This window comes from Opitutaceae bacterium TAV5 (genome assembly GCA_000242935.3).
GTDB lineage: Bacteria > Verrucomicrobiota > Verrucomicrobiia > Opitutales > Opitutaceae > Geminisphaera.
This window is the reverse complement of record CP007053.1, coordinates 3,677,831-3,701,517: the sequence shown is the minus strand read 5'-3', so window position 1 is coordinate 3,701,517 and position 23,687 is coordinate 3,677,831. Positions and strand designations below refer to the sequence as shown.

The 23,687-nt window shown below is 63.0% G+C and carries 20 protein-coding genes; 5 read left to right on the top strand and 15 right to left on the bottom strand.

All coding sequences use genetic code 11. The features are described from left to right. Window positions 1–20: 20 nt before the first annotated feature. From OPIT5_15815 to OPIT5_15785, 7 genes are all read right to left on the bottom strand, one after another. Window positions 21–755 carry an N-terminal cleavage protein gene (locus OPIT5_15815; GenBank protein AHF91468.1) on the bottom strand — a complete coding sequence of 245 codons (735 nt, stop codon included), beginning with the start codon at window positions 753–755 and terminating at the stop codon, window positions 21–23. A 39-nt stretch (window positions 756–794) separates the two neighbouring features. Then, window positions 795–1,676 (bottom strand): anchor protein, encoded by an 882-nt coding sequence (locus OPIT5_15810; protein ID AHF91467.1) that lies wholly within the window; start codon window positions 1,674–1,676, stop codon window positions 795–797. A 69-nt stretch (window positions 1,677–1,745) separates the two neighbouring features. Next, complete coding sequence (locus OPIT5_15805) at window positions 1,746–2,942, bottom strand: hypothetical protein (protein AHF91466.1); 1,197 nt, start codon at window positions 2,940–2,942, stop codon at window positions 1,746–1,748. 336 nt (window positions 2,943–3,278) lie between these two features. After that, window positions 3,279–4,361 carry a carbohydrate kinase gene (locus OPIT5_15800; GenBank protein ID AHF91465.1) on the bottom strand — a complete coding sequence of 361 codons (1,083 nt, stop codon included), beginning with the start codon at window positions 4,359–4,361 and terminating at the stop codon, window positions 3,279–3,281. Then, window positions 4,358–5,050 (bottom strand): 2-dehydro-3-deoxyphosphogluconate aldolase, encoded by a 693-nt coding sequence (locus tag OPIT5_15795; protein ID AHF91464.1) that lies wholly within the window; start codon window positions 5,048–5,050, stop codon window positions 4,358–4,360. The genes OPIT5_15800 and OPIT5_15795 overlap by 4 nt, the downstream gene beginning before the upstream one ends. Before the next feature lie 179 nt (window positions 5,051–5,229). Beyond that, window positions 5,230–6,522, bottom strand: a complete 1,293-nt coding sequence (locus tag OPIT5_15790) for an MFS transporter (GenBank protein ID AHF91463.1) — start codon at window positions 6,520–6,522, stop codon at window positions 5,230–5,232. 171 nt (window positions 6,523–6,693) lie between these two features. Then, entirely contained in the window at window positions 6,694–8,301 is a 1,608-nt protein-coding gene (locus OPIT5_15785) for a hypothetical protein (protein ID AHF91462.1), read from the bottom strand. A 223-nt stretch (window positions 8,302–8,524) separates the two neighbouring features. Between OPIT5_15785 and OPIT5_15780 the strand changes: the two genes are divergently transcribed. Next, window positions 8,525–9,517 (top strand): LacI family transcriptional regulator, encoded by a 993-nt coding sequence (locus tag OPIT5_15780; GenBank protein ID AHF91461.1) that lies wholly within the window; start codon window positions 8,525–8,527, stop codon window positions 9,515–9,517. A gap of 393 nt (window positions 9,518–9,910) precedes the next feature. Here OPIT5_15780 and OPIT5_15775 read toward each other — a convergent pair whose 3' ends face one another. Together OPIT5_15775 and OPIT5_15770 are read right to left on the bottom strand one after the other, a co-directional pair. After that, the gene (locus tag OPIT5_15775) at window positions 9,911–11,005 is read right to left on the bottom strand and encodes a LacI family transcriptional regulator (protein ID AHF91460.1); all 1,095 of its coding nucleotides are present in this window, start codon (window positions 11,003–11,005) and stop codon (window positions 9,911–9,913) included. A 346-nt stretch (window positions 11,006–11,351) separates the two neighbouring features. Beyond that, window positions 11,352–11,528, bottom strand: coding sequence for a hypothetical protein (locus OPIT5_15770; protein ID AHF94434.1), 177 nt, complete (start codon window positions 11,526–11,528; stop codon window positions 11,352–11,354). 81 nt (window positions 11,529–11,609) lie between these two features. Here OPIT5_15770 and OPIT5_15765 point away from each other — a divergent pair, with 81 nt between their 5' ends. Next, the gene (locus OPIT5_15765) at window positions 11,610–12,560 is read left to right on the top strand and encodes a lipase (protein AHF91459.1); all 951 of its coding nucleotides are present in this window, start codon (window positions 11,610–11,612) and stop codon (window positions 12,558–12,560) included. A gap of 124 nt (window positions 12,561–12,684) precedes the next feature. Here the strand turns inward: OPIT5_15765 and OPIT5_15760 are convergent, their stop codons facing one another. After that, window positions 12,685–13,728, bottom strand: coding sequence for a LacI family transcriptional regulator (locus OPIT5_15760; protein ID AHF91458.1), 1,044 nt, complete (start codon window positions 13,726–13,728; stop codon window positions 12,685–12,687). 115 nt (window positions 13,729–13,843) lie between these two features. On the opposite strand from OPIT5_15760, the gene OPIT5_15755 reads away from it, so the two are divergent. The 3 genes from OPIT5_15755 (at window position 13,844) to OPIT5_15745 (ending at window position 17,509) form a co-directional block, all read left to right on the top strand. Beyond that, on the top strand, window positions 13,844–14,758 hold the full coding sequence (locus OPIT5_15755) for a hypothetical protein (GenBank protein ID AHF91457.1): 915 nt from the start codon (window positions 13,844–13,846) through the stop codon (window positions 14,756–14,758). A gap of 61 nt (window positions 14,759–14,819) precedes the next feature. Beyond that, window positions 14,820–15,548, top strand: coding sequence for an N-terminal cleavage protein (locus tag OPIT5_15750; GenBank protein ID AHF91456.1), 729 nt, complete (start codon window positions 14,820–14,822; stop codon window positions 15,546–15,548). Continuing rightward, entirely contained in the window at window positions 15,548–17,509 is a 1,962-nt protein-coding gene (locus OPIT5_15745) for a hypothetical protein (protein ID AHF91455.1), read from the top strand. The genes OPIT5_15750 and OPIT5_15745 overlap by 1 nt, the downstream gene beginning before the upstream one ends. A gap of 27 nt (window positions 17,510–17,536) precedes the next feature. Here the strand turns inward: OPIT5_15745 and OPIT5_15740 are convergent, their stop codons facing one another. From OPIT5_15740 to OPIT5_15720, 5 genes are read right to left on the bottom strand one after another with little or no spacing between them, the layout of a single operon-like run. Next, window positions 17,537–18,943: a hypothetical protein gene (locus tag OPIT5_15740; GenBank protein AHF91454.1), complete on the bottom strand. Its 1,407-nt coding sequence runs from the start codon at window positions 18,941–18,943 to the stop codon at window positions 17,537–17,539. Between the two features lie 51 nt (window positions 18,944–18,994). Beyond that, window positions 18,995–20,140: a hypothetical protein gene (locus OPIT5_15735; GenBank protein ID AHF94433.1), complete on the bottom strand. Its 1,146-nt coding sequence runs from the start codon at window positions 20,138–20,140 to the stop codon at window positions 18,995–18,997. Window positions 20,141–20,178: 38 nt separating this feature from the next. Continuing rightward, window positions 20,179–20,991: an alpha-dehydro-beta-deoxy-D-glucarate aldolase gene (locus tag OPIT5_15730; protein AHF91453.1), complete on the bottom strand. Its 813-nt coding sequence runs from the start codon at window positions 20,989–20,991 to the stop codon at window positions 20,179–20,181. After that, window positions 20,988–22,163 carry a hypothetical protein gene (locus OPIT5_15725; protein ID AHF94432.1) on the bottom strand — a complete coding sequence of 392 codons (1,176 nt, stop codon included), beginning with the start codon at window positions 22,161–22,163 and terminating at the stop codon, window positions 20,988–20,990. The genes OPIT5_15730 and OPIT5_15725 overlap by 4 nt, the downstream gene beginning before the upstream one ends. Beyond that, entirely contained in the window at window positions 22,160–23,605 is a 1,446-nt protein-coding gene (locus OPIT5_15720; GenBank protein AHF91452.1) for a bile acid:sodium symporter, read from the bottom strand. The genes OPIT5_15725 and OPIT5_15720 overlap by 4 nt, the downstream gene beginning before the upstream one ends. Window positions 23,606–23,687 lie beyond the last annotated feature (82 nt).

Here is a 23,687-nt window from a genome sequence, read left to right as displayed (position 1 = left end):
AACGCGTGCTTCATGCTCCCTTACTGCACCTTGCAAAAATCAGGATCATTCATAGGCCACACGCCATCCGTGCAGACATCGTAACCGGCCACGTGCCAATCGGCGAAAAGGAAAATCGCCTGACGTCCGTAACGGGGTGCCGGGCCTCGTTCGACCGTAGTGCCGGTGTATCCAAACTTCTTCGCTTCATGCGAAGGCCCCCCCGGCTCCAGATTTCCTCCGTAACCGTCGGGCGGCGTCGAGAAGACCGGGAATCGTGAGGGACTGCTGATCTGCGAAATCCGGTACGGACCTTTTCCGGCTCCCTTGTGGAGATTGGTGTTGTAGCCAAACATTCCGGTTCGCGTCTTCGCATCGGGCTGGCTCGGATCGTGAAACACATCCAGATGGTTTATCTCGGGACTCCCCACAAGGCCATCGGGGTCTCCGTTGGTGGCGTATTTGAGCGTGTAGGGCCCGATATAGGGGGCGAGAATCACATGCCAACGGCCCCCCGAGGTATTGACCGGAGCCGGCAATTGTTCCCGGTGATCGGCCACATAGAGCTGCATCGCGGTGCCCAGATGGTGCAGACGACTGACACAGGTGGCTTTCCTCGCCGACAGGCGGACGCGTGAAACCGTCGGGATGAGAATCGCCGCGAGGATGCCGATAATCGCAATCACGGTGAGAAGCTCGACCAAGGTAAAGCCTCCCCGGAACCGGAGCGTCGGGAACGCGGATTGGTAATAGGGGCGAATGGGTGTCATGAGCATGGAGGAGTGCGGCTTTTGGGAGGACGCTCCGGTGCGGACTCAGGTGCGGGAAAGACGGCGATGCCAGATTGCAAGGAGCATTACGAGGATTCCGCCGAAAAGCGCATACGTGGAGGGCTCGGGAACGATGCCAAGATCGGCGGCATGGATCGCGCGGATACCATCTATATCGAGAGCGCCATCGCCTCCGCTTGTGGTTCCATACACACGGATGTTGTCGAGAGAACCGTCAAAGGCGCGGGCACCGTTGCTGGTTCCCCCGAAATTGATGCTCCGTCCGAAAGCGATGGAAGTGATGGAGGGGGTGGGGGAAGTCTCGGAAGGGAGGACAACGGAGAGACTTTCCGGCGTGGTTCCTCCGGAATACACGGTAATCGTCCCGGCATCAAAAGTCAGGCCGACGAAGATCCATTGGTTGGGCGTGAATCCGAGACTGGCGCTGTCGAACAGGGTGTCCCCGCTCTGGAGCCGTAATCCGCCCGTATCAGTTACCCTGAAAAGAGGGGCATTGACGGCATCGAACAGGCGGGCCAGATCGACTACAGCGGAATCAGGCTTGAGCCACATGGTAACGGTAAACGAGGTCAGCGTTCCCATACTTGAATTGCCTGAACCCGCATCATACTGCACCGCTGCTCCGGCCCCCGCCATGGTGGATGCCGTATTGTCGAAAGCGTAATCGCCTGCGACGCCGGAAAGGCCGGAGCTGTCCACGCCAAACTTGCCGCCGGAGCCAACAAATTTGCCATCTCTTCCCGATGTCGAGAGGTCGGTGATGGTGGTGCCACTACCGGCGTTGAAATCGTAATGGAGCAGGAGGTTGGCGGTGGGAACCTGCGCACGGGTGCTGATGGAAATGAATGCGAAAAGCCCGGCGAGGATGGCAGGGATGACGGGAATACTGTGTGTTCTGATGTTCATGATGGCTGGTGTGATGTGGTTGGATTGTTATCTGGTTCGGGAGCCAAAGAGAGGGGGAGAAGCCGGCGTCTATTTGCCGAGAGCGGCAAGCGGTATCCTGAAAACCACGACGTCATCCTTGCTGGCGGTGGCCCCGACATACAGGTAGTCACCGGAAACGACAGACGCAGGCCCCTGGTAGCCGGGGAGATTCGCCCCCTTGTAACGGCCCGTGAAACGAACGGGGGGAGGGTTGATGCCGATCGCGAAGGCACGGTCAAAGGTGCGGCCATCACGGCTCAGGCTGATCGCCAGCACGCGACGGTCCCGGGGTTTCCCGGGGTTGCTCACGATGTAGGCGGTGCCGTCAGGCAGATTGCCCGCGCTGCTTTTGGCAATGGCGTCGGGGAAATTCGTTCGTCCCACCCGCCAGTTTTTTCCGCCATCGGTGCTCTCCGCGGCAAACATCGTATCGGCATTTTTTGCCTTGCCGCTCTCCCAGGAGGCACGGATGCGCGAAACGAGTGTGCCGTCGGGCCGGACAAACAAGGAGGGTTCACGCCACTCGTTCGTTCCCAATATTTCCGTGTTGTGCAGCGTGGCGAGTTGCCATGTTGCTGGCGATGCCAAGTCCCCAAAATGCAAAAATCGCAACTCGCGCCCGGGAGCCGGGGCCTGCCCCAACAATACGTAACCCTTGTTGTTCACGCGCCGGGGGCCTTCCGTATAAATACCTTGGTGGGCGGGAAGAAGACCGATATCGGCGGGATCGCTCCAGGTGCGGCCGTCCTTGCTGGAAACCGCATAACAGGCCTTGCGATCCGTGGCGTAGCCGATCAGCGCGCCCTCCGGCGTTACGGCCCAGCCGCCTGCGCCGAGTGATTTTTGCTGATCGGAGGAAACAGCCCCGGGATCAATCAGCACTTGCGGCTCGTCCCAGTTCAGGCCGTCCGCCGACGAGGTCCACAGGATGCGCTGACCTGGCCCGCTTTCATCCTTTCTGCCATTGGCCCACATCACGTGGATACGCCCTTTGAACGCGGTCATGGCCAAATCCAGATTGCATGTCCACGAACGGTCCGTGGCGTAGTAAAGTGTCATCTTGTGGCCCGGAGCCACCGGAAGGCCGAGCGTCCCGGGCTGGTTGTGATCGAAAAGATTCTCGCTGATGCGAAAAATCGGCGCTTCGTCACTCGCGATGACGCCTGAAAGAGGCATCAACAGGCTGAAAAGCAGCAAAAGAGCGGTGGGCAGGTAAACGAAAGATAATTTCGGCTGGAGAACCATAGGGGGAACAAAAAGGGCGACGGGTGTCTGGTTGGAGTCGGGAACAAAACGGCGAAGAGGCACAAAAAGATTACGGGCGGACTCTACGGTTGCTCCCGACTTGCATGCAAATCCCGCTCAAGTTTCCGTGGTAACTGAAGCATTCTGGATTGAATCATCAGCCGTGTCGCAGTGGCAGGCGTCTCTACCTGTCGGACGAGGCGCCCAGCGCCTCGCCCCCCCCCGGCGACGCTGTCGCATCGGGTGTCATACGGCCGAAATACGAAGGAACCGCACGCCGGACGGGACACCCCTCTGTTCGGGCTGCGCCCCGCCGGGCGCCAGCATGGCAATCTGTCAGCGGATCACGCGACCGGAGCCGTCTCCGTTCATCAGCGCCTCGATCTCTGCCCTGCTCACAAAATTGACATCTCCGGGGATGGAATGCGCGAGACAGGCGGCGGCCACGGCAAAATCCAGGGCGACAGAAAGGTCGTCCAGCCCGCGCGTGTGGAGCGCGTGGATCAGCCCGCTGGCGAAGGCATCGCCCGCCCCCAGCCGATCCACGATGGCACGCATTTCCCAAGGATGGTAACGGCCTTCCCTTTGCGGCGCTGCCACCACGCGGTCGGCGGCCGGATCGTAGAGGAGAGCGCCCAGGTTGTTGTGCGAGGCGGAGATGTTTTCGCGCATCGTGAACACCACCAGCTTCAGGTGCGGGTGGGCTTGCGCGACATGGCGGGCCGCGGCCCCGAAGGCCGCGATATCACCGGGGGCGGCGCCGGACCAGGGAATGTCCAGCACATCGGAGACCTGCTCCGGATTGCTCAGGACAACGTCAACATGCGGCATGAGCTCCGCCATGACCCGACGCGCAAGTTCGCGCGGCGGCGTGCCCGGTTCCCAATCCCACAATCTCGCCCTGTAGTTGAGATCGCAACACACGGTGACGCCGCGCGCGCGGGCCGCCTTCGCGGCATGGAGCGTGGCCCGGGTGGCCGTCTCCGAGAGAGCGGGGCTGATGCCGGAAAGAACCAGCCAGGACGCATCGTCCAGGGCGACCTCCCACGCATAGTCCGCGCCCTCGGTGAGACTGAAGGAAGACTCCGCCCGGTCGTAAAGAACCTGCCCCGGACGCTGGCCGACGCCGGTTTCGATAAAATAGTGCGGCATGCGTCCCGCGGATGTCCGCAGAATACATGAAGTCTCCACGCCCAGGCCGCGGAGGAAGCCGACGCAGGCGTCGCCGAGGAGGTTTTGCGGAAGCGCGGTCACGAAACGGCTGCGCCCGCCGAGCAGCGCGATGGAGGCGGCGATGTTGGACTCCGCGCCGGCAAACGCCACGTCCAGCGAGCCGGGCAGGCACTGCCGCAGCCGGTGGTGTCCGGGAGCCGAGATCCGGGTCATGATCTCGCCGAAAGTCACGATTACGTTTTTCATCTGCTTGCGGCGCCCTGACGGGTTTCCCTGACAATGTTCATCGCCCGGCGGGCGCGCTGCGTGATGGCCGTCCAGTCGCGCGCGCGGACGAGTTCGCGCGGCGCAATCCACGAACCGCCCAGGGCGGCGACCAGTGGCTCGGCCAGCCAGCCCGCTGCGGTGCGGTCGTCGATGCCGCCGAGCGGGATATATCTGAGACCGAGGTGCGCGTAGGGTGCCGTCATATTTTTCAGATACGCCAGGCCGCCGGACGGCTCGGCCGGGAAAAATTTCAGGAGGTTGCAGCCGTGTTCCAGAGCCGCCTCGATATCGCTCGGCGTGGCAATGCCGGGAGCGAACGGCAGGCCGGCACCGTTGCCCGCGTCACTGGCGGCGGCGAGAACGCGCGGGTTGCAGCCGGGAGACACCGCGAAATCGGCTCCGGCATCCCTGACCTGCACGACTTGCGCAGGGGTGAGCACGGTGCCGGCGCCAACGAGCAGATGCGGCGCATGGCGCTTGACCGCGGCGAGCGTCGCGAGCGCGGCGGGCGTGCGCAGCGTGAGTTCGATGGCGGCGATGCCGCCGGCGACAAGCGCGTCGATCAGTGGAAGCGCGTCGGAGGGCTCATCGATGACCAGCACGGCGATGATGCCGCGGCGTTCGATTTCCCGCAGCAGCCCGGACGGAAAGGCAGATGGCATATTCATGAGGGAGGTTCTGAAAATTCGTTTTTGAACAGAAGGAAACGAAGAGAACGAAGATAAAACAAAGAAGATTTTAACTTAAAAATTATTTACTATAAACATTTTGTGCAGGAAATGCGTTATAAACGCCCTTGGCTGTTCTTCGTTCTCTTTGTTACCTTCTGTTCAATTTCCGGGGGCTCCTATGAAACGGAAGGTGTCGCGGCCGCAGGCGTGGGCGGGGTGTCAGCGACCAGCGGTTTTGTGGGGTCGATCCTGAGCCAGGCCAGTGTGCCGACGAGCGACATGAGCGCGATGGGAACCAGCGGCGCGTTATAGCTGCCGAACGCAACGACGATGTATCCGAAAAGCACTGTCGTCAGGAACGATCCCGCCTGGCCGGCCATGTTCATCGCGCCGGTGACCACGCCGGCGTTTTTCGCGCCCACGTCGAGACACACGGCCCAGGCCACCGGCAGCGCGAAATCCGAGCAGCCGTAGGCCAGCGCCAGATACACGACCGTGAGCAGCTTCCCCTCGGTGAAAATCGTCAGCGTGAGAAACACCGTCGCCATGCCCAGTCCGCCGAAACCGAGCAACCGGCGTCCCCATTTGAGCCCGATGCGTTTGACGAGCAGGTCGCTCGCGAAACCGCCCGCGAGGTTGGCGACCGCGCCGAAAACAAACGGCATCCACGAAAGCGCCACGAGTTCGCCGGGCGTGAAGCCGCGTCCTTTTGCCAGAAAGATATGCATCCACGTGAGGTAGAAAAAGCCGCACCACGCGTTGGCGTGATACATGAGCATGATCCACCACAGGTTGGCCTTGCCGAAAAGCTGCTTCCACGGCGTGCCCGCCCGGACGTGCGCCGCAGCGCCGGAGTCAACCGCAGCCCCTTCGATCTCGCGCACCTCCTCCGGCGTCACGCCACGCTTTTCCGAGGGCTTGTCGCGAAACCAGACGCACCAGACAACGGCCCAGACGAGGCCGACGGCGCCGAACACATAAAAACTCGTGCGCCAGCCGAAGGCTTGCTGGAGCGGAATCACGAGGACCGGCGCCACCGCCCCGCCCACGCGACTGCCCATCCAGACGACGCTCTGCGCCCGCGCGCGCTCGTGCACCGGAAACCAGCGCGCGATCGTGGCGGAGAAATTCGGAAACGCCCCTGCCTCTCCCATCCCGAAAAGGAACCTCACCACGACGAGTTGCCGGAACCCCTGAGCCATGCCCGTAAGCGCCGTGAACACCGACCACCAGCCGACGATCCGCGTGAGCACACGACGCGGGCCGATGCGGTCGCCCATCGCGCCGGCGGGGACCTCGAAAAGTCCGTAGGAGAGAACGAACGCCCCCAGCACCCAGCCCCACTGCTCCAGACTCAGCCCGAGATCCTCCTGGATGGTGTGGCCGGCGACCGAGATGCAGACCCGGTCCACATACGTGATGACCGAGGCGAAAAACAGGAAACCGAGGACGCGGTAACGGTATTTCATGAGCATTGGGTTTGATACTCCGAAGTTTGCTTCGGCTTGTCGGAGCGGCGGCGTCCCCGCCGCCGCTCCGCTGCCCCGGAGCCCGGGAACCTGATCCGGGGTTTTTTACGGAGACGGACAACGGGAAAAGACATACGAACGGCGGGCAAATGGATTTGTATCCAAAAAATGTTACTTACCGCCCGCGAGGAAAAACACCGGCACCGCCCACTGGCCGAAGGTGATTTCCTCTCCCCCGGCGCAATCCTTCCGGTAAAGCGTCACGTAGTTGCCGGCATTTTCGGGGTTGAAGAGCGGGATTTCCGGCAGAGCGACTTTTTTGAACCCTTGCGCTTCCAGCCGCTTCGACTGACTGTCCCGGTTGCGGTCGGGCTCCGGCGTCAGAAAGTACACCGTCGCCGCTTGGGTGCAGCGCACGGTCTTGTTTCCCCGGAGGCTCACGCGCAGGAACCGCGCCCCGTCCAGCGCCGCCGGAATGTTGCCGGCAGTGTACTTGCGATCCGTGAACAGGACTTGGCCGTCGGACAACGATTCCGAAGAAGCTCCGTCGGCCTGCACGGCCCCCGCCGGCGCCGGTTTCACGCGCAGCGGCTCGCCATCGGCGTGGTCGCGGAGGGGCGGCGAAGGCTCGCGTTTGACCCGTTGCTGTCCGCCGGAGGCCTCGCTGACGAGCTGTCGCAGCCGCACCGCACCGGTGGTCGCCTCGCCCGCCGCCGCATCCTCCTCGCGGAAGGTGGCGAAGAGGATGTGGCGCGTGCCGGTCCGGCTGAAATCGTAGGTGATGTAGACGGTGCCGTCCGCGGCCTGTTGTCCGTCGGGATACGATACACCCGTGCGCTCGTCGAGCAGCAGGCCGCCGCCCCACGTGCGGCCGTCGTCGGTGGAAATGAACGCCGTCAGGTGCGAGCGGAGGGTCTGTTGATCCATCGGACCGTGTTTGACCAGCAGGAGGTTCCCCGAGTGCAACCGGGTGATGAAGAAGCGGGCGGAGGGATGGGGAATGGCGGACGGCACCAGTTCCGGCCAGGTGACTCCGCGATCGGTGGAAATGCTCTCGCCAATGCCGTAGCGGGTGCGCACCAGCATCCGGAGAGAACCGTCGCCGCGTTCGACAAGCATGTGTTCGTCGAAGGAGCGGTCCTTCTCGGGCACATGGCAGGCCCCCCGGACCGACCACGTGCGGCCCTGGTCCGTGGAGACGAGCATCTTCGCGCTGTGATCGGTCTTGCGCCAGGTGGATACGGGCAACGCCCATTCGCCGGTCGAGAGCACGACCGACTTGCACATCATGATCCCGTCGGAGATGCGCGCCGGAGCACTCCACGCAGGCGCTTCCGACTCCGGCTCTCCTGTTTCCAGCGTCCAGGTTCCCGAGATGCTGCCGTCGTGCCCGGCGGCCTGCGCCCAGTAAAGACGCAGCCTGCCGTCCGGCCCCATCCATACTTCGGGATCGAAGGCGCGCACGGGGCCGGGCCCGTCGGGGTCCACCACCAGGACTTCCTTCCAGGTTTTCCCGCCGTCGCCGCTGGTGGCGAGGACCACGTAGTTGTTCCGGTCCTCGCCCGGTGTCACGCCGGCATACCAGATCACCCAGAGGCGGCCGCCGGGCGATACCGCCATGCTGGAGATTCCCTGAAAGGCGCGGTTGGTCACGGCGTGCGCCGCCTGCGGCGGGCCGACGTAGCCGGGCGGATTGAGAAAGGACCGGTCGGGCTGCTGCGCCTGGGCGGACAGGCAACCGGTCATGGCCAGGGCGCCTGCCAGGAGTTTGTTCTTCATGTCGGAGGGGTCGGGCTGGATGGTCGGGTGGTCGGGTTTCTGAAAAAGCCCAGTCAGCGAAAGAAAATGGCCATCGACAAAGGTGTTTTCATGTTATGATAACATCCCCGTGCCCAAAGACGCGCTTCATGCTCCGGAAATCGGTCCGGCCGCAGGACCGGCGGCCCCTTCTCCCGCAGCCCCCAGCCTGGCGGCGGTGGCGCGGCGGGCCGGGGTGTCGGCGATGACGGTATCGCGGGTGTTGCGCAATTCGCCGCGGGTCCTGCCCGAAACCCGGATGCGCGTGATCGCGGCAGCGGAGGTGACCGGTTACCGTCCCGATCCCCGGATGGCGGGGCTGATGGAGCTGGTGCGCAGTCATCGTACGCGCCGGATGCGGGCCAGTCTGGCCGTCATCCGCGACGATCTTCCCGACGATGAACTCCACGGGGCCGCCTATAACTATGTGGCGCTCGACGATATTCGCCGGCGGGCCGGGCGGTATGGTTACGAGGTCGAGGAATTCGACCTCGGGCGCGGCGGCATCAGCCCGGCACGTCTGGGAAAAATCATCCGCACACGCGGCATCGGCGGGCTGCTCATCTCCGTGCAGTCATCGCGGCAATTCAGCGCGAAGCTCGACTACACGGGGCTGGCGGCGGCGACATTCGGTTACGGGCTGGCCGCGCCGGCGCTGCACCGCGCGAGCACCAACATGACGCAGGGCGTTCTCATGACGGCGGCATTGCTGGAAGCGCGCGGCTACCGGCGGATCGGCGTGGCGATCTCGCCCTGGATCGATGCGCGCGCCGACCACACGTATTCGGGGGCCTTGCTGCATTACCAGCAGACGGTGCCGGCGCGGCGACGGGTGCCGTTGTTATTGTTTCCGCACAACGATCTGACGCAGGGCGAACCGGTTTTCCGCAGATGGATGCGGCGGTATCGTCCGGATGTCATCATCACCTTTCACGAGCCGGTGCCGGAATGGCTGCGCCAGGGACTGGGGCTGCGCATCCCCGAAGACATCGGGCTGGTGGTGCATGACCGGGTGCCGCTGCCGTCGATGGCCGGCTTCGCCGGGATCGATCACCGGCGGGCGCAGGTGGCGGCGGCCGGAGTCGATCTGGTGGCGACGCAGTTGCAGCAAAATGAATACGGCGTACCGGAAGTGCCGCGGCAGATATTGATCCCGCCCCGGTTCGTGGACGGGCCGAGCATCCGGGCGGCGGGTTGATGCCGCCTGCCCGGGAAGTGGTCATACCCCGTTGCACTCCGTTGTATCAAAAAGGAGCGGCGACGCCCTCGCCGCCGGACGGGATGACAGTCTCGCCTGATACCGCTTCTCTGGATGCTCCGGATTTTACACAAAGATCGCGAAGGGCGCGAAGGGCGCGAAGGGCAGAATCAGCTATTCTTTGTGACCTTTGCGACCTTTGTGTAAATATCAGGGAGGTTCTAAAAAATGATTTTTGAACAGAAGATAACGAAGGGACGGACGAAGAGAAAATTATGTAGTTAAATTTCGGAATATGTTTTAATAAAAAATGTTACATACATCTAGTGAAAAGACTTTTTGATTATTCTTCGTTCTCTTTGTTGCCTTCTGTTCAATTTTTAGAAGTTCCCATCACCTGCCGGGAACCGAGGCGCCGTCACGCCACGCGCCTTCGACCAGAATGCGCAAGGGGCGCTCGGGCCGGCCGCGCTCGTTGCGCTGGATCATGCTGATGAGATGGTTGACCGCGGCGGCGCCGATGCGCTCCGCATCCTGGTCGATGCCGGCAAACCAGGGGTCTTGCGGATAAGTCGCCAGAACGGCGATGACAGGTTTCCTGTTCCGTGATGACGCGGGTTTCGCGCCCGCCGCTGACGCCGCCGGCTCGAAGCCCAGCACACGCGCGCAATACGGATCGGGCAACAACATGGCATCGGGCCGGTGCTCGCGCATCCAGCGACGGATCTGCGCAGCCGATTTCCTGTAGGTATCAACCGCGTCATTACGCTTCCACATCGGCCCCTCGGGCACGGAGCAGATCAGCGGTGACAGGCCGAGCTGCTCGCACTCGCACACGAAACCCGACCGGAAGTTGCAGTCGGTGCGCTGCTCCAGCGCGGGCCACGTCACGAAGCCGACGCGCCGGTAGCCGAGCCGGTGGAGTCGCCTCATGGCATCGCGGGCGCTGCGGTAGTGGGCGTTGACCACGATGTGAAAAACCGGTTCGTGCGAATAACCGATCGCCACCGTGGAGACCGCGTCCCAGGGCAATTCCAGCAAGACATGGGCCGCCGGCATCGGTGGCAGAAGCAGGCCCTGAACCTGCCGGCTGTGCAGAATCTTCGCCAGCCGTTGCGGCGTCATGCCTGGTTCATACATCCAGAACTCGTCGAGACTGAAACCGGCCTCGCGCGCCGTGGCGACGGCGCCCCGCCAGTAGAGGTCGAAATCGGGATTGTTGCGCAGGGTGTTCTTTTCCGGGAAAGCGTTGATCCATGCGAGGCCGGCCTGGTAAGCGGCTCCCCGCCGCGTCTGGCGATACATGTTGAGCGCGGAAAGCATGGGATCGGCGCGATAGCCCATCTCCTCGGCGATAGCCCGGATGCGGACGCGGGTCTTTTCCGGGATATTGGGACGCCCGCGCAGCGCCATCGACACGGCCACGTGGGAAACGCCGGCCCTGGCCGCGACCTGCCGGAGAGAAACTCGCATGTGCTGCTGGCTCATTTTCCCATGTAAAGCGGAACCGCGAATCCGCGACAATACCTGTCATCATCCGATGAGCCGCCGCGGGAGAGTGTACAAAAGCGCGAGCCCGGAGGACCGGTCGGACGGTCAACTCGACTACACCCTGCGCTTCTGACGGCAACCCGCCTTGCGCCTGCCGGATTACGGGTTGCCCGCGGAGGAGCCGGCTTGCTTTTCGACGCGTTCCTTGTCCTCCAGGAATCCTGCTTACAGGCGACTCATCTTTATTGGCGTCAGGTTCGGACGGTCCGGTCGCAAGAGCAACGGCAACCGGAAACAGGATGGAGGGCAGGACCCGATTCAAGGGATATGTGCCGCGGGATCATCATTCGACGAAGCCACCGGTATCCTCACCGTCACTCATCCCTGACCCGCTCACCTCTTTTCTGGAAAATGCTCCGTCCATCTTCTCTTTTCTCCGACCGAACTTGGTGGCGCGACATTGCCTCTCGTCTTTCCCTTGGTGATCTCCTTGCCGCGGCATTACGACCAAATCGACCATGCCACCAGACACAAACCTGCCATTGATTTCAGAAACCCCGCATTCTTCCGAATGCGGGCATGTGCTTTGTCATTCGCCCGTATGAAACGATCAATTACCCTCCTTGCCCTTCTCGTCATACCCATCCTGGCAACCGCCGTCCCCCGAATCGAGAGCAACATCCCTTACCTCTCCCCGGACCGTGGCGAAAAACTCGATGCGTATCTCCCCGACACCGCCATCTTCCCCGGCCCCCATCCCGCCGTTCTCCTTATTCATGGCGGAGGCTACCGGATTGGAGACAAAGCCGACGCCCGTGAGAAAAACATCGGCCAAACCCTGACAGCGCACGGCTACGCTGTATTTTCAATCAACTACCTCCTCAACGTCGTCGAAAAAGACCCTGCCACTGGCAAACGCAAACTCACTCGCCTTGCCTGGCCACAAAACTTCCACGACTGCAAAACCGCCCTCCGTTTCATTCGCGCCAATGCCACGCGCTTCAACATTGCCCCCGACCGCATTGCGGTCATGGGCGGTTCCGCCGGCGGCCACCTCGCCATGATGGTCGGAGCCACTGCCCACGTTGAGGACTTCAACCAGCACGGCCTCTACACCGACCAATCAAACGCCGTCTCTGCCATCATCAATTTCTACGGTGACTACGACATCCGCGAACGTCGCGTCTCACCCTTTGACGGAGCCACGCCCGAGGAAACAAAAGCCAACAAAACCGCCGCCTCGCCCATCACATGGATCGACAAAAATACGCCCCCCATGCTGATCGTCCACGGCAGCGCCGACAAAACCGTCCCGGTTGAACGCTCCCGCCTTCTCGCCGAGCATCTTCGCAAACTGGGCATCGACTACTGGTTCGTTGAAATCGGGGGCGCCCCGCACACCTTCCATCTCCAACCCGCCCAAATGGACCTCCGTCCGACGGTCCTCTCCTTCCTCGAAAAACACCTGGGCCAGCCTGTGCCTGGCAACTCTCCCGTTGCCCTGCAAAAATCCGCCACGCCCTCAACGAACGCGGGCGCGTGGTATCCATAATATTACGTCGAAAAATCATGCGCACAGGAGCATGATTTCCCTATGGCGCGGAGTGTTCGGCAGGGAGGTCTCTCCGAGACCTCCGCATGACGTTATGAAGCACAATTAAGCCTGGCTCCTCGTTTCAGTTCTGCCGCCGCACGCTTTTCCCGTCCACCCACGAACCCTCGATCAGGACCCGTTGCGGATGCGTCGGTACTCCCCGCTCATTGCGGTGCAACATGCTCACCAGCAGGTCCACCGCGGCGGCACCGATAACCGGGCCGTTCTCGTTCATTCCGGACAAGAACGAATTGTCCGAGATGATCGTCGGCACCAGCCCGATATCGTCCGGAATCCGCCGGCCACCGGCTTCAAGCCAGCCGCGCGTCACCATGGAATTCGACGCCATGACAACATCGGGACGCTGTTTTTGCAGCCATGCCTCAAACAGTTTTCTGTCGAGATCCGGCATCACGAGCGGAGGCACCACACGCCGCTTTCCCCGTTCGGCCTGATAGGCCCAGAACGCCGCTGTCCACGCGCGGTTGATCCGTTCCTCGTGAAAATACGTGGTCGCCAGCCCCGGACGCCGGTAACCCAGCTCCCGCAGTTTTTCCAGCGTGCCGATCATTGTCCGGTACGAATGGCTCGTGACCACATGCAACGCCGGCGACTCCAGCGTCAGCCCGAACGACACGGCCGAAAACCACGACAGGTCCACCTCGAGCCGCGTATGCGGATCCGGTTGCGGTGCGAACAGCAGGCCCTGAATTCCCCGCGCTCTCAGTATCCGCAATCCCCGGTTCATATCCGTGCCATGGTCGCCGAGCCAGAATTCCTCCAGCCGGTAGCCGAGTTCCGCCGCCCGCTTTTCCGCCCCGCCGAAATACGTGGCGGTGGTCAGGATCGGTTGCCACGTGCGCCAGCCCTCGCGGGTTCGCCAGTTCGTCACCCATGCCAGCACACCCGCAAATTTCGAATCGCCCTGCCCCTGCCGGTACGCCGCCAGTCCGGTCAGGAACGGATCGGGTTCGTAACCAAGTTCGGCGGCCAGCTTGCGGACACGCTGTGTCATTGCCTCCGAAATACGCGGATGCCCGCGCAACGCACGCGACACCGACGTGTGGTGGATGCCAAGCCGCGCCGCTAGTTCCTTGAGCGTTACCCGTCGGGGGAGAGATTTCATGCAGGTGCGCACAAGTGTGCGCAAACAATCTGTCGACGCAAGCCCGCGCCTGCGCCTATTTACCTCGTCCGACCCAACGCCCTGATTCCCTGAAATCATCAAACCACCCGCTGCTATGAAATTCCGCCCATTCCCCCGTTCTCTCCGTGCCGTCGCCGCCGCCCTGACCGGCCTCGGTCTGGCCTCGCTCACGCTGCCCGCGCTTTCCGCCGCCACGATCCTGGCAGAAAACTTCACCAGTGACCGGCTGACCTCGAACCTCCCGACGACGTCCACATGGTACACCTCGGGAACCGCTGATCGTATAACCTACGACACGACCAACGGCGGCAGCATTACCCAAACCGTCGGCGCAAACACCAGTCAACTTCTCACCTATTTCACGGATGCCGGCAGTCCCGTCAGCCTCGGTGTCGGTGAAACCCTGTCGGTAAAATTCGACTTCAAACTCGCCGGTGTAGTCAGCGCCAACAACGCACTCCGCATCGGCGTTCTCAATTCCAGAGGGACTCGCATCACGGAAGACGCCGCTGGCACCAACAACGCCACCTTCAACCAATACCGTGGCTATGCCCTGCTCGCCAATCCCGGCGCCGAGACAGGTAATCCCTTCAACCTCTATCAGCGCAGCCGTAACAACAATAACCTCATCAGCAGCGCCAGCGCCTTGTCCACTTCCGCGCTCGCGAGCGGAGGCACCGCCACGGTGCTCTCCGACAGCGTCAGCTACACCGGAGTATTCAGCATCACCCGCATTTCCGAAACCGCCACCAGCATCACCTTCAGCATCCTCAACAGCAGCGGCACCACACTCTCCAGCCTCACGGCACAAGACGACTCGGGCTATATTACATTCGATACCTTTGTGATCACCGGAATGGGCGGCGCCAACGCGCTGGAGAGCTTCACGCTCGAAAATGTCACCATCTCCGTCTCCGCCATTCCGGAGCCACGCACCGCCGCGCTTGGCATCGGTGTCCTTGTCTGCCTGGTTCTGCTGGCAGGCCGTTCCCTGCGCTGCCGGTCATAAAGCATGATTTCTCCCCGGCGAAACCCGGCGCGCCGGCAATCCCCCCCGAATCCTTTCTCCCATGCACCCCTTGCCCTCAGTAAAATGTTCAGCCGTTCTGGCCGGCCGCCGTGCCTTCACGCTGGTCGAACTGCTTGTAGTGATCGCCATCATCGGCACTCTCGCCGGCATCCTGATTCCCGTTGTATCCAAGGTTCGTACCTCCGCACGTGCTGCGCAGTGCCAGTCCAACCTTCGCCAGATCGGCGTCGGCATCCACCTCTATGTCGATGACAACAAAGGTTATTTTCCCGGTCCGCTCCTTTACGGTGTCGGCCAAGGTTACAAGAAACGGGGCCAGAGTGAAAACCAGGACTTCCTCGCTCTCCTCGCCCCTTACCTGAATCTTCCGGAGCCCGAATCCGAGAAGCGCTTCCCCACACAAAGCGTGTGTCCCGGCTGGCTCGTCACCATGTCAGCCATTCCCGAAGACCAGCGCGGTATCGTTTATGTGCTCAACCACAAACTGTACGACCCCGACGGTTCGAGCTGGAGTCCTTGGGGCCGGAAGGGCTCCGGCAATCCACCCAAGCTGTTGACCCGCCTCACCTCCGCGCAACTTACCCGTGGCTGGGCGATGCAGGATGCCGATATGAAATCACTCGGAGATACCGTCGGCACCACCAGCACACTCGGCAACTGCCCGCCCGCACCTGTCCACGGCAACTTTCGCAATACCCTTTACTTCGATGGCCATGTCGGTCGTTCGCCCGTCCCCAACAACCCCCTCGGTCTTTCTTCCGATATCTGATGAAAAAACCCGTCCGCCTGTCTTCTGCAAACGCCGCGCCAGCCATCCGCCCCCTGCTTTCCGCAGTGCTCCTGACTTTCCTCGCAACACCCGTCGTTACCGCCGCAGCGGCGGCAAATGCACCGGCTTCCGTCAGCGCACCTGCAAAATGGCCGCGCGTCACTCCGGTCGATTTTTCCCGGATCACTCCCGCCGACTTCTCCGACGATGAACTCGACCTCGTCGCCCCGCTCGCTCATTTCGCCACATTCGCCAACGCCATTGTCGAAGAGGGGCCCGATCGTGGCTTCATCGCCATTTCCGTCTGGCGGCGTCCGCAGGACAACAAGCCTTACAATGCGCGCGTCATGGAAAACATCCTGTCACTCGCGTGGTTCTATACCGCCGATCGCAAGTGGAATCCTTACCGGGGTGACCCGGCTGTGCGCGTCCGGCTCGAAGCGGCCCTCGACTACATCGGACGCATCCAGGCCCCGGATGGCGCCTTTGCCGAATACGTACCACAAAAGTGGAATCTCGCCGCCACGGGCTTCATGACCAAATTTCTCGGCCGCGCGCTCGAACACCTCGCCGCTCCCGGTACCCCCGCCATCGATGCGGATGCGCTCGCCCGCGCCCAGGCCACCTGGCGCAAGGCCATCGTCGCCACCCTGACACGCCAGGATTTTTACGACCACGGATCCCGCTTCACCAACCAGTTTGGCAACGTCTGGCCCGGCGGGCTCGCCTGGATGCGTCTTCATCCCGACGATACGGAACTGCGCGACCTCTGGGAAAAACGACTCCACCAGAGCGCGGACGATTTCCAGAGCCCCGCCGGCTTTTTCTACGAAAAGGACGGTCCCGATTTCCAGTACACGCTCGGTACCCACGGAACCAATACACGCAGCGCCTGGCCCTATATCCGCGACACGCCGCTCGCGCAGGTCTGGCTCGCCAAGGAAACGGCCTGGTTCGAGTGGCTTTCCTGGAATGCCCTGCTCCAGCCCGGAGAATCATGGATTGCCCTCAATCGCGCCATCGAATCGCGCAAGCAGCATCCTTTCTTCAGGCACGTGGAAACGCCCATGGCAGAATTTATCCCTACTGCCCGCGCCTTCTCCCTGAGCCGCGAGGAACACGCCGCCGCCATCGCCGCCACCCGTGCCCGACTCGCCCGCAACTGGCCGGGAACCGGTCCTCTGAAAACCCGCAGTTTCGAATCCTTTTCGCCCTACCTGTTTCTCGACCGGCGCGATCCTGCCTTTTACCCGACCCATGCCGAACGTGAGGCCGCCCGCGGCCAACTGCCGTATCTCGTCCGTGATCGCTTCAACCATGCCCGCCACGATCCGCGCAAGGACGCCGATTTCCTCTACCTGCGCCGGCCTGCTTGGTACGCCTCGTTCGCCTTCGGTAATCCGGCCACCCCGCAACAGCGTTACGGTTTCGGCTTTGTCTGGCGTCCCGATACCGGCATCCTGCTCCAGAGCCAGTCTCTCAGAAAATCACTCGCCTGGGGCACCTGTGCTGAAAAATCCGAACTCCCCTTCGAGGCAACCTCCTTCGAAGCCCGGATCACCATCGCCGGCCACCCTGCTCCCTCCCCGCTCCCGGCTGCGGCCGACCTGGACCAGGGTGACCTCGTCCTCACGTATCCGCTGGCGCCTGCCAAAGGAAAGCCTGCCGGCGAAAAGACGGTGACGTTCACCGACGCCGGCATTGCTGTGAACGTTCGCCTGCCCGGCACCTTCAGCGAACATTTCCCGCTCATCCTCGCCGGGAACGACACCGCCACCGTTGAAACCGGCGCCATCATCATCCGTCGCGCCGGCCGGGAAACCCCGCTGCTCACGCTCACATTCCGCGGAGCCAGCCGCGCCCCCGCGATTGCGGAAAGCGATGCGCCGTTACCCGATCGCCGGCTCGTGCTGGTCAAGATTCCAGCCGACGGACACCTCGACTACACTCTGCGTTTCTGACGGCGACCCGCCTTGCTGCCTGCCGGATTACGGGTTGCCGGCAGAGGTGCCGGATTGCTTTTCAGCGCCTTCCTTCTTCTCCAGGATTTCATGAGCGCCTTTGCCGGCGTTCTCGTCTTTGGATTTCCTGTCGGCTTCCAGGCGTGCCGCGACGGCCGCCGGATCGGGACGGCTGATCAGCATTTGGGTGCGGGATTTGGGGCCGGCGAATTTGCCGGCGAGGATGTCTTCTTCCGTAAATCGGGCCATCAGGATTTCCCCTTTCCCGTTTCGGTCCCGGTCCCACGAAACGTAGATTGTCCCGTCGGGGGCCTGGAATCCGTCGGGATAAGAGACACGGCGGCGCTCGTCGAGCAACAGGCCGCCCTTCCAGGTATGGCCGTCGTCGTCGGAAAGGAAGGCCGTGAGATGGGAGCGGAAAGGTTCTCCTTTCGACATGGGCGCCTTGTCAATTTCCACGCCGTGCTTGACGAGCACGATATTGCCCGATTGCAGGCGGCGGATGAAGTGCCGGGCGGAAGCTGTCCTGACCGGTGACGCGGTTGGCTTGCTCCATGTCCTGCCGCCATCGGTGGATGTGCTTTCCCATAATCCCGTACGCGTGCGCGCGGTCATCCAGATCGAGCCGTCCCGCCGTTCTATGAACATGTGCTCGTCGAAGCGCGGATTCGGAAACGCCACCCCTCCCCGGCGTTCCCATGTCCGACCCTGATCGCTCGAGACAAACACGTTGGCCATGCGCATGTGATCGAGGTCCCGAAAGGCGTCCATCTGCGAGAAGGGTCGCGAAATCAGGTTGCGACCCCACAGGGACACAGGCAGGAGCCAGTCGCCGTTGGCAAGCACTAGAGGTTTGTTGAGTGTGCAGCCGTCCGAGATACGGACGGGGGGCGACCACTCGGGGCGGGCGGCGTCGGGATTCTCGCAGATCGTGCGCCAGCCGCCGGCGCGGCCGTCGAACATCGTCATGGACTGGTCGAAAAACAGCCACAGCCGCCCTTGCGGATCAGTCCACAAGTTGCCGACCACCGTGCGGCGGCGCAAAGGAAGGCTGTCGTCGTGCGGGTCGATCACGACACGCGGCGACGACCACGTCTCACCGTCGTCGTCGCTCGTCGCGAGGACGAAAAACGCCTTGTCGTTGTCGCCGCCGCCGACCCAGCACGCCCAGAGTCGTCCGCCAGGGGTGCGTTCGATGCCAATGGTCATGCCGTAGTCGAGCCGGTCATAACCGTATTCAGGAAGTGGCGATGTAGTGATGACCGGCGGCACGAGGGCCGGCGCGGCGAGTTGTTCAGTTGTCATTGTGTCGGAGGTTGATGCAGGTTCTGTGGAGGCAGGTTTCGTTGCGGGCTGCCCGACGGAATGGGCTGCACCGGCGGTGAAAAGGGTGACGAGCAGAAGCAGGGTGAGGCGTTTCGTTGTTTTTTTCATCGGTTTTCAGGAATGCTGACGGTTGTAACGATCATGGCATGACAGGGTTTTTCAGCGCGCGCGGTCGCATGCCACGGGTTCGCCGGGGACTTCGATGCGCATGCCGGTCGGGATCAGCCTGGCACCTTCACGTCGCAGGAAGGCGAGGCGGCGGTGGCCGGTGCCGGCCACGATCACATGGTCACCGCCAGGCGTGAATACTGCGAATTGGGGACCACCCTCTACCTGGATACGGGACGCAACGGCAAATGCCTCTCCATCGTTGCTCAGCAGATACACAGCCCCCGCTTTCCCGTATTCTGTATGCGCGATGTCAGTGATGCCGAAGCCGCCCATGCAACTCGCAACCGCCCACCGGCCATCGCGACTGACGTCCAGCCCCTCGGGGATGCGGCCCACATTCACGCGGCCCGTTTCACGGAGCGTGTCGTTGCGCGTCGAGAACATGATGATCTCGTCGCTCCGGATCGCGGCCACAAGGGCAAGTCTTCCCTCCCCCGCAAAACGCGCGACATAGCTCCCCTCTCCGGCGGGAGCGCGGGATATGATGGCCGGCGTGCCGTCTTTCGCGAGGCTGAGCAGAAGCACTTCGCTGCCGGGACCGTTGAGTGTGGCGAGAGCCCGTTTTCCGTCATGGCTGATCTCGATGTGGGAGAGCAACGCCCCGGGTTCGCAGAGCGCCACGCGGGTGCGTTCCCGCAAGGCCGGCGCGGTGTCCGTTCCGGCCAGTTCGAGAATCGAAAGGGTTCCGTCGCTGCGGTTGGCAACGAGGGCCAAGCTGCCATCCGGGGCAAACGCCACGCTCGCCGGCTGGCGGCCGACAGTGGCATGATCTGCAAGGGTTCCCGTATCCGTGCGGACGAGCGTGACGCGGGTGTCCATGACGTGAACCGGTTTCCCCTCGACGATCACGGGGCGCATCGAACTGGCGACGAGCGCCAGCGGACGCGACGGGTGAAGCGCCACACAGGTCGGAGGCCCCGTAAAGTTGACCGGCACGCCGGGCACATGACGGACGGACGGCTGGCCGCCATCAAAGCCGATCAGAGTCAGCGAACCCGGGTCGGGCTGCTTGAGCACGAAGCGGTTTCCGGTATCATCGTACCGGATACTCCGGTCGCTGGCAACGACGAGCGCGGGCTGCGCCGCACGGCCCGGAAGTGGACAGGCGGAGGCAAGAAGGGCGGCAAAGAGCAAGCAGACTTGTGGACCGGGGCGGGGGTTTTTCATTTTCTTCAGGCTTGGGAGTTTTGCCATTCTTTCGCTCCGGCCATCAGTTGCCGGTAACGACTGCGCAGGATCGCCATGTCGGAATCGATCGCGAGGTGGGTGAATCCCGCCTCGCGCAAGCTGCCGGCATCCGTCACGTCGCGCACGAGGATGCCGGTCGATTTTCCGTGCGAACGCGCCGCCGCCACGACGGCGCGCAGGCAGCCGGCGTAATCCGGCCCGGGGGGGGAAGCGTTGATGCTCAGGTCAAACGTGAGGTCCGCCGGGCCGACAAACAGCATATCCACGCCATCGACCGCGGCGATTTCTCCGGCACGGCGCACACCCTCGAGGCTTTCAATCTGCACGATCACGATTGGCCTGGGCGGAGAATTTTTGAAATCCGGGGCGCGCAGTCCGTAACCGCAGGCCCGTGTGGACCGCGAAATGCCGCGGTCGCCGCGCGGCGGGTAGCGCACCGTTCGCACGCAGGCGTCGGCCTGCTCCGCCGATTCGACGTGCGGAAACATGATGCCCTCCGCCCCCCAGTTGAGCGCACGCATGACGGCGTCGGGATGAGGAGCGCCGACGCGCACAATCGGGATGAGCGGCGTGCCGGCCACCGCTCGCAGGTTGTCGGGCAATGCCGCCTCGGGAGCGCAGCCTTGCTCATGGTCAAACAGGCCCCAGTCGAGGCCGCAGCCGGCGGCGATCTCGGCAATGACCGGAGAGCCGATCGAGAACCAGGTGCCGAGCGTAGGGACGCCGCCGCGCAGGCGTTCGGGTTTGCAGCAGGGGCCGGGAAAACCGGATAGGCCGGGAGCGCAGGAAGGGCTCATAGTGTTTCAGGATGGGTGGAGTGTTGCAGCCCGCGCAGCGCCGCGCGGATGCGGGCGAGCGTGAAATCCTTTAACGCCGCGCCGCCACCGCCCGCGCCGTTCGTCCTGCCGGCGCCTGCCGTGAGGAAAAAATTATCCGTTGCCTTGATCCCGAAATACCCGGCGCCCACGCGGATGACGGACTTCCAGAGCATGTTGCGCAGCAGGTGCAGCCAGAAGCGCTCCGCGTGCCTTTCGGGCAACGGCCGCACCGAGACGTAGCCAGCCAGAGCGCGCGCGATGACGGGGCCGTCGTAAAAACACGCGAGCAGCGACAGGTCGTCCATCGGGTCGCCCGCGATGGCGTCGTCCCAGTCGATCACCGCCGCGATGGCGCCGGACGCGTCGCCGATGATGTTCCAGAGCGCGAGATCCTTGTGCACGAGGCAGCCGCCTTCGCTGTCGGCGAGGCGCAGCAACGGCACGCACTTCGTCACTTCGGCAGCGATTGTATCCGCCTCGACACGACTGATAAACTCGCGGTCGACGAGGAACGCCAGATGCCGGTCGAGTCTCGTATGGAAATAGTCCGCCGCCGTGGCGTGAAAACCGGCAAGCCGCCCCTCCGCGCGCAGCACCCCGGGCTGAAACGGCCCGAAACCGTCCGGGCGCACCGCCTGCCAGCGGGCGACGCACGCGCCGATCTTTTCGGCGACGGCGGGCAGATCGAGTGTGCCCGCTTTCATCAGCGCGTTAAGGTCAGCGCCCGGCACACGCTCCACGATTTGCCAGGCAAACGGCGCTTCGCGCCGGCTCGAATCCACGCCGAGAAAACGCCAGCCCGGTACGCCCGCCTTTGCGACGAGGCCGATGACGTGCGCCTCCACTTCCATGTAGTCGTCCTGCTCGGGGCCGTCCTCGACGCGAATCATGCAATCGCGTCCCGCGACCGTGGCGCGAAACATCAGGTGGTTGCCCTGTCCGCCGCCCGGTCGCAGGTCCGGCGGTGTTGCGCCAAAACGCCTTCGCAAGATTTCCGCCAGATGGGCCTCGACACTGGCAAGGTGCACCTGGCGCCGGGCCTCGTCCTGACCGGTGCCGTGAAACGCCGCCGGGCGGTCGCACTTCCAGTAATAGATATCGCGGCGGATTCCGTCTGCCGGACGCATGCCGCCGGTTGCGGGGTTGCTCATTTCGAGCCCTCCGTTTCTTTTGCTTCCGCTTTTTTCGCCACCTCATCCTTCACGGGAACACGGCGCCACCAGGTGGCGAGCGCGGAGCCGGTGATGTTTTGCAACGCGCCAAAGACGGCCGGTGCGATGCCCATCAGCGCCTTGACCGGAGCATCCAGCGGAAGGCTCGCGGCGAGGCCGTTGGCGAGACCGCCGTTTTGCTGGCCGAGTTCGATGGCGAGCGTGCGGCAGGAGCGGTCGTCCATCCTGAAAAGCCGGGCGATCACGTAGCCGAGAAGGTAGCCGCCCACATTATGAACGAACATCACGCCAATCATCAGAAGCCCGATCCTGAGCAGACTCTCGCGATTGGAGGCCGTGATCACGGTCAGGATCGCACAGACCGCCGCCATCGAGAAAAACGCCATCATCCGTTTTACCGCCTCGGTGCCGCCACCGGTCAGCGCGCGCACAAGCACCCCCGCCAGCGGCGCGAGCACGAGCACCAGCCCCGCCGTTATCAGCAGTCCGTGCCCGATGTCGCCCGCCGTCGATTTTTTCAGCAGCCCCATCCCTGTCTGCATGACCAGGATCAGCAGCAGGGACAACCCGCCTTCCCGCAACAGGCTCTTCCAGGGTCTGGCCGTGGCGACCGCGTTAAAAACCAGACCGGCCATGATCGGATAAACCAGCATGCGGATAACATCGCCCATCATCGCCACCACACTCACTTCCACCAGCGTGCCGGCGAGCAGCTTCATCAGCAAGGGTGTCATCAACGGAGCCATCAGCGTTGCGCACGCGGCGATTGTGACCGACAGCGCCAGATTCCCCCTGGCCAGAAAACACATGACGTTTGAGGCCAGCCCGCTTGGCGAGCAACCGATCAGGACGATGCCCGCCGAAATCGCACCCGACAGCGCCGTGGCTCGCGCCGGATCGATGTTGCCCGCCTGGGCCAGTCCCAGTCCCGCGGCGATGGCGCCGCCATCAAACGAGACCGCCCGCGACAGGACGAAACCCAGAAGCGGCATGATGGTGAACTGGCAGCACAGGCCGAGGATGACGGCCCTGGGCATGCGCACCACGCCTTCAAAATCCTTCATGCTCATCTGGGAACCGACGCCAAACATGATCAGTTGCAGCAGAACCGGGATCAGCGTCACGAACCGGAAATCGCCCCACGCCTGGAGGCGGGCCGGATAAAACATCGCCACGCACACGAGGCACAGAATGAGCATCGTGTAGGTGAGGCTTTTCAGTTTCTCGATCCGCGTGCAGCCAAACGATGCCGCGAGAAACGCTCCCGCCAGCAGGAATCCGCCCTGGCCGGCGCGCCCCGCGAACCACATGCCCGCAAACGCGAGCGCGCACAGAAGCGCAATGATCGGCAGGAACCGGGGAAAGGAATCTTTGACTGGCGAGGTTGGCATGAAGGGGAAAAGAAGACGGGAGAAGATCAAACGATCCCCCCGGATACCGCGCCCGCGGCGGCGCAGACGCGGGATGCGCTTGTGCGCAGGCAGGCCGTGTTTCGTGAATTTC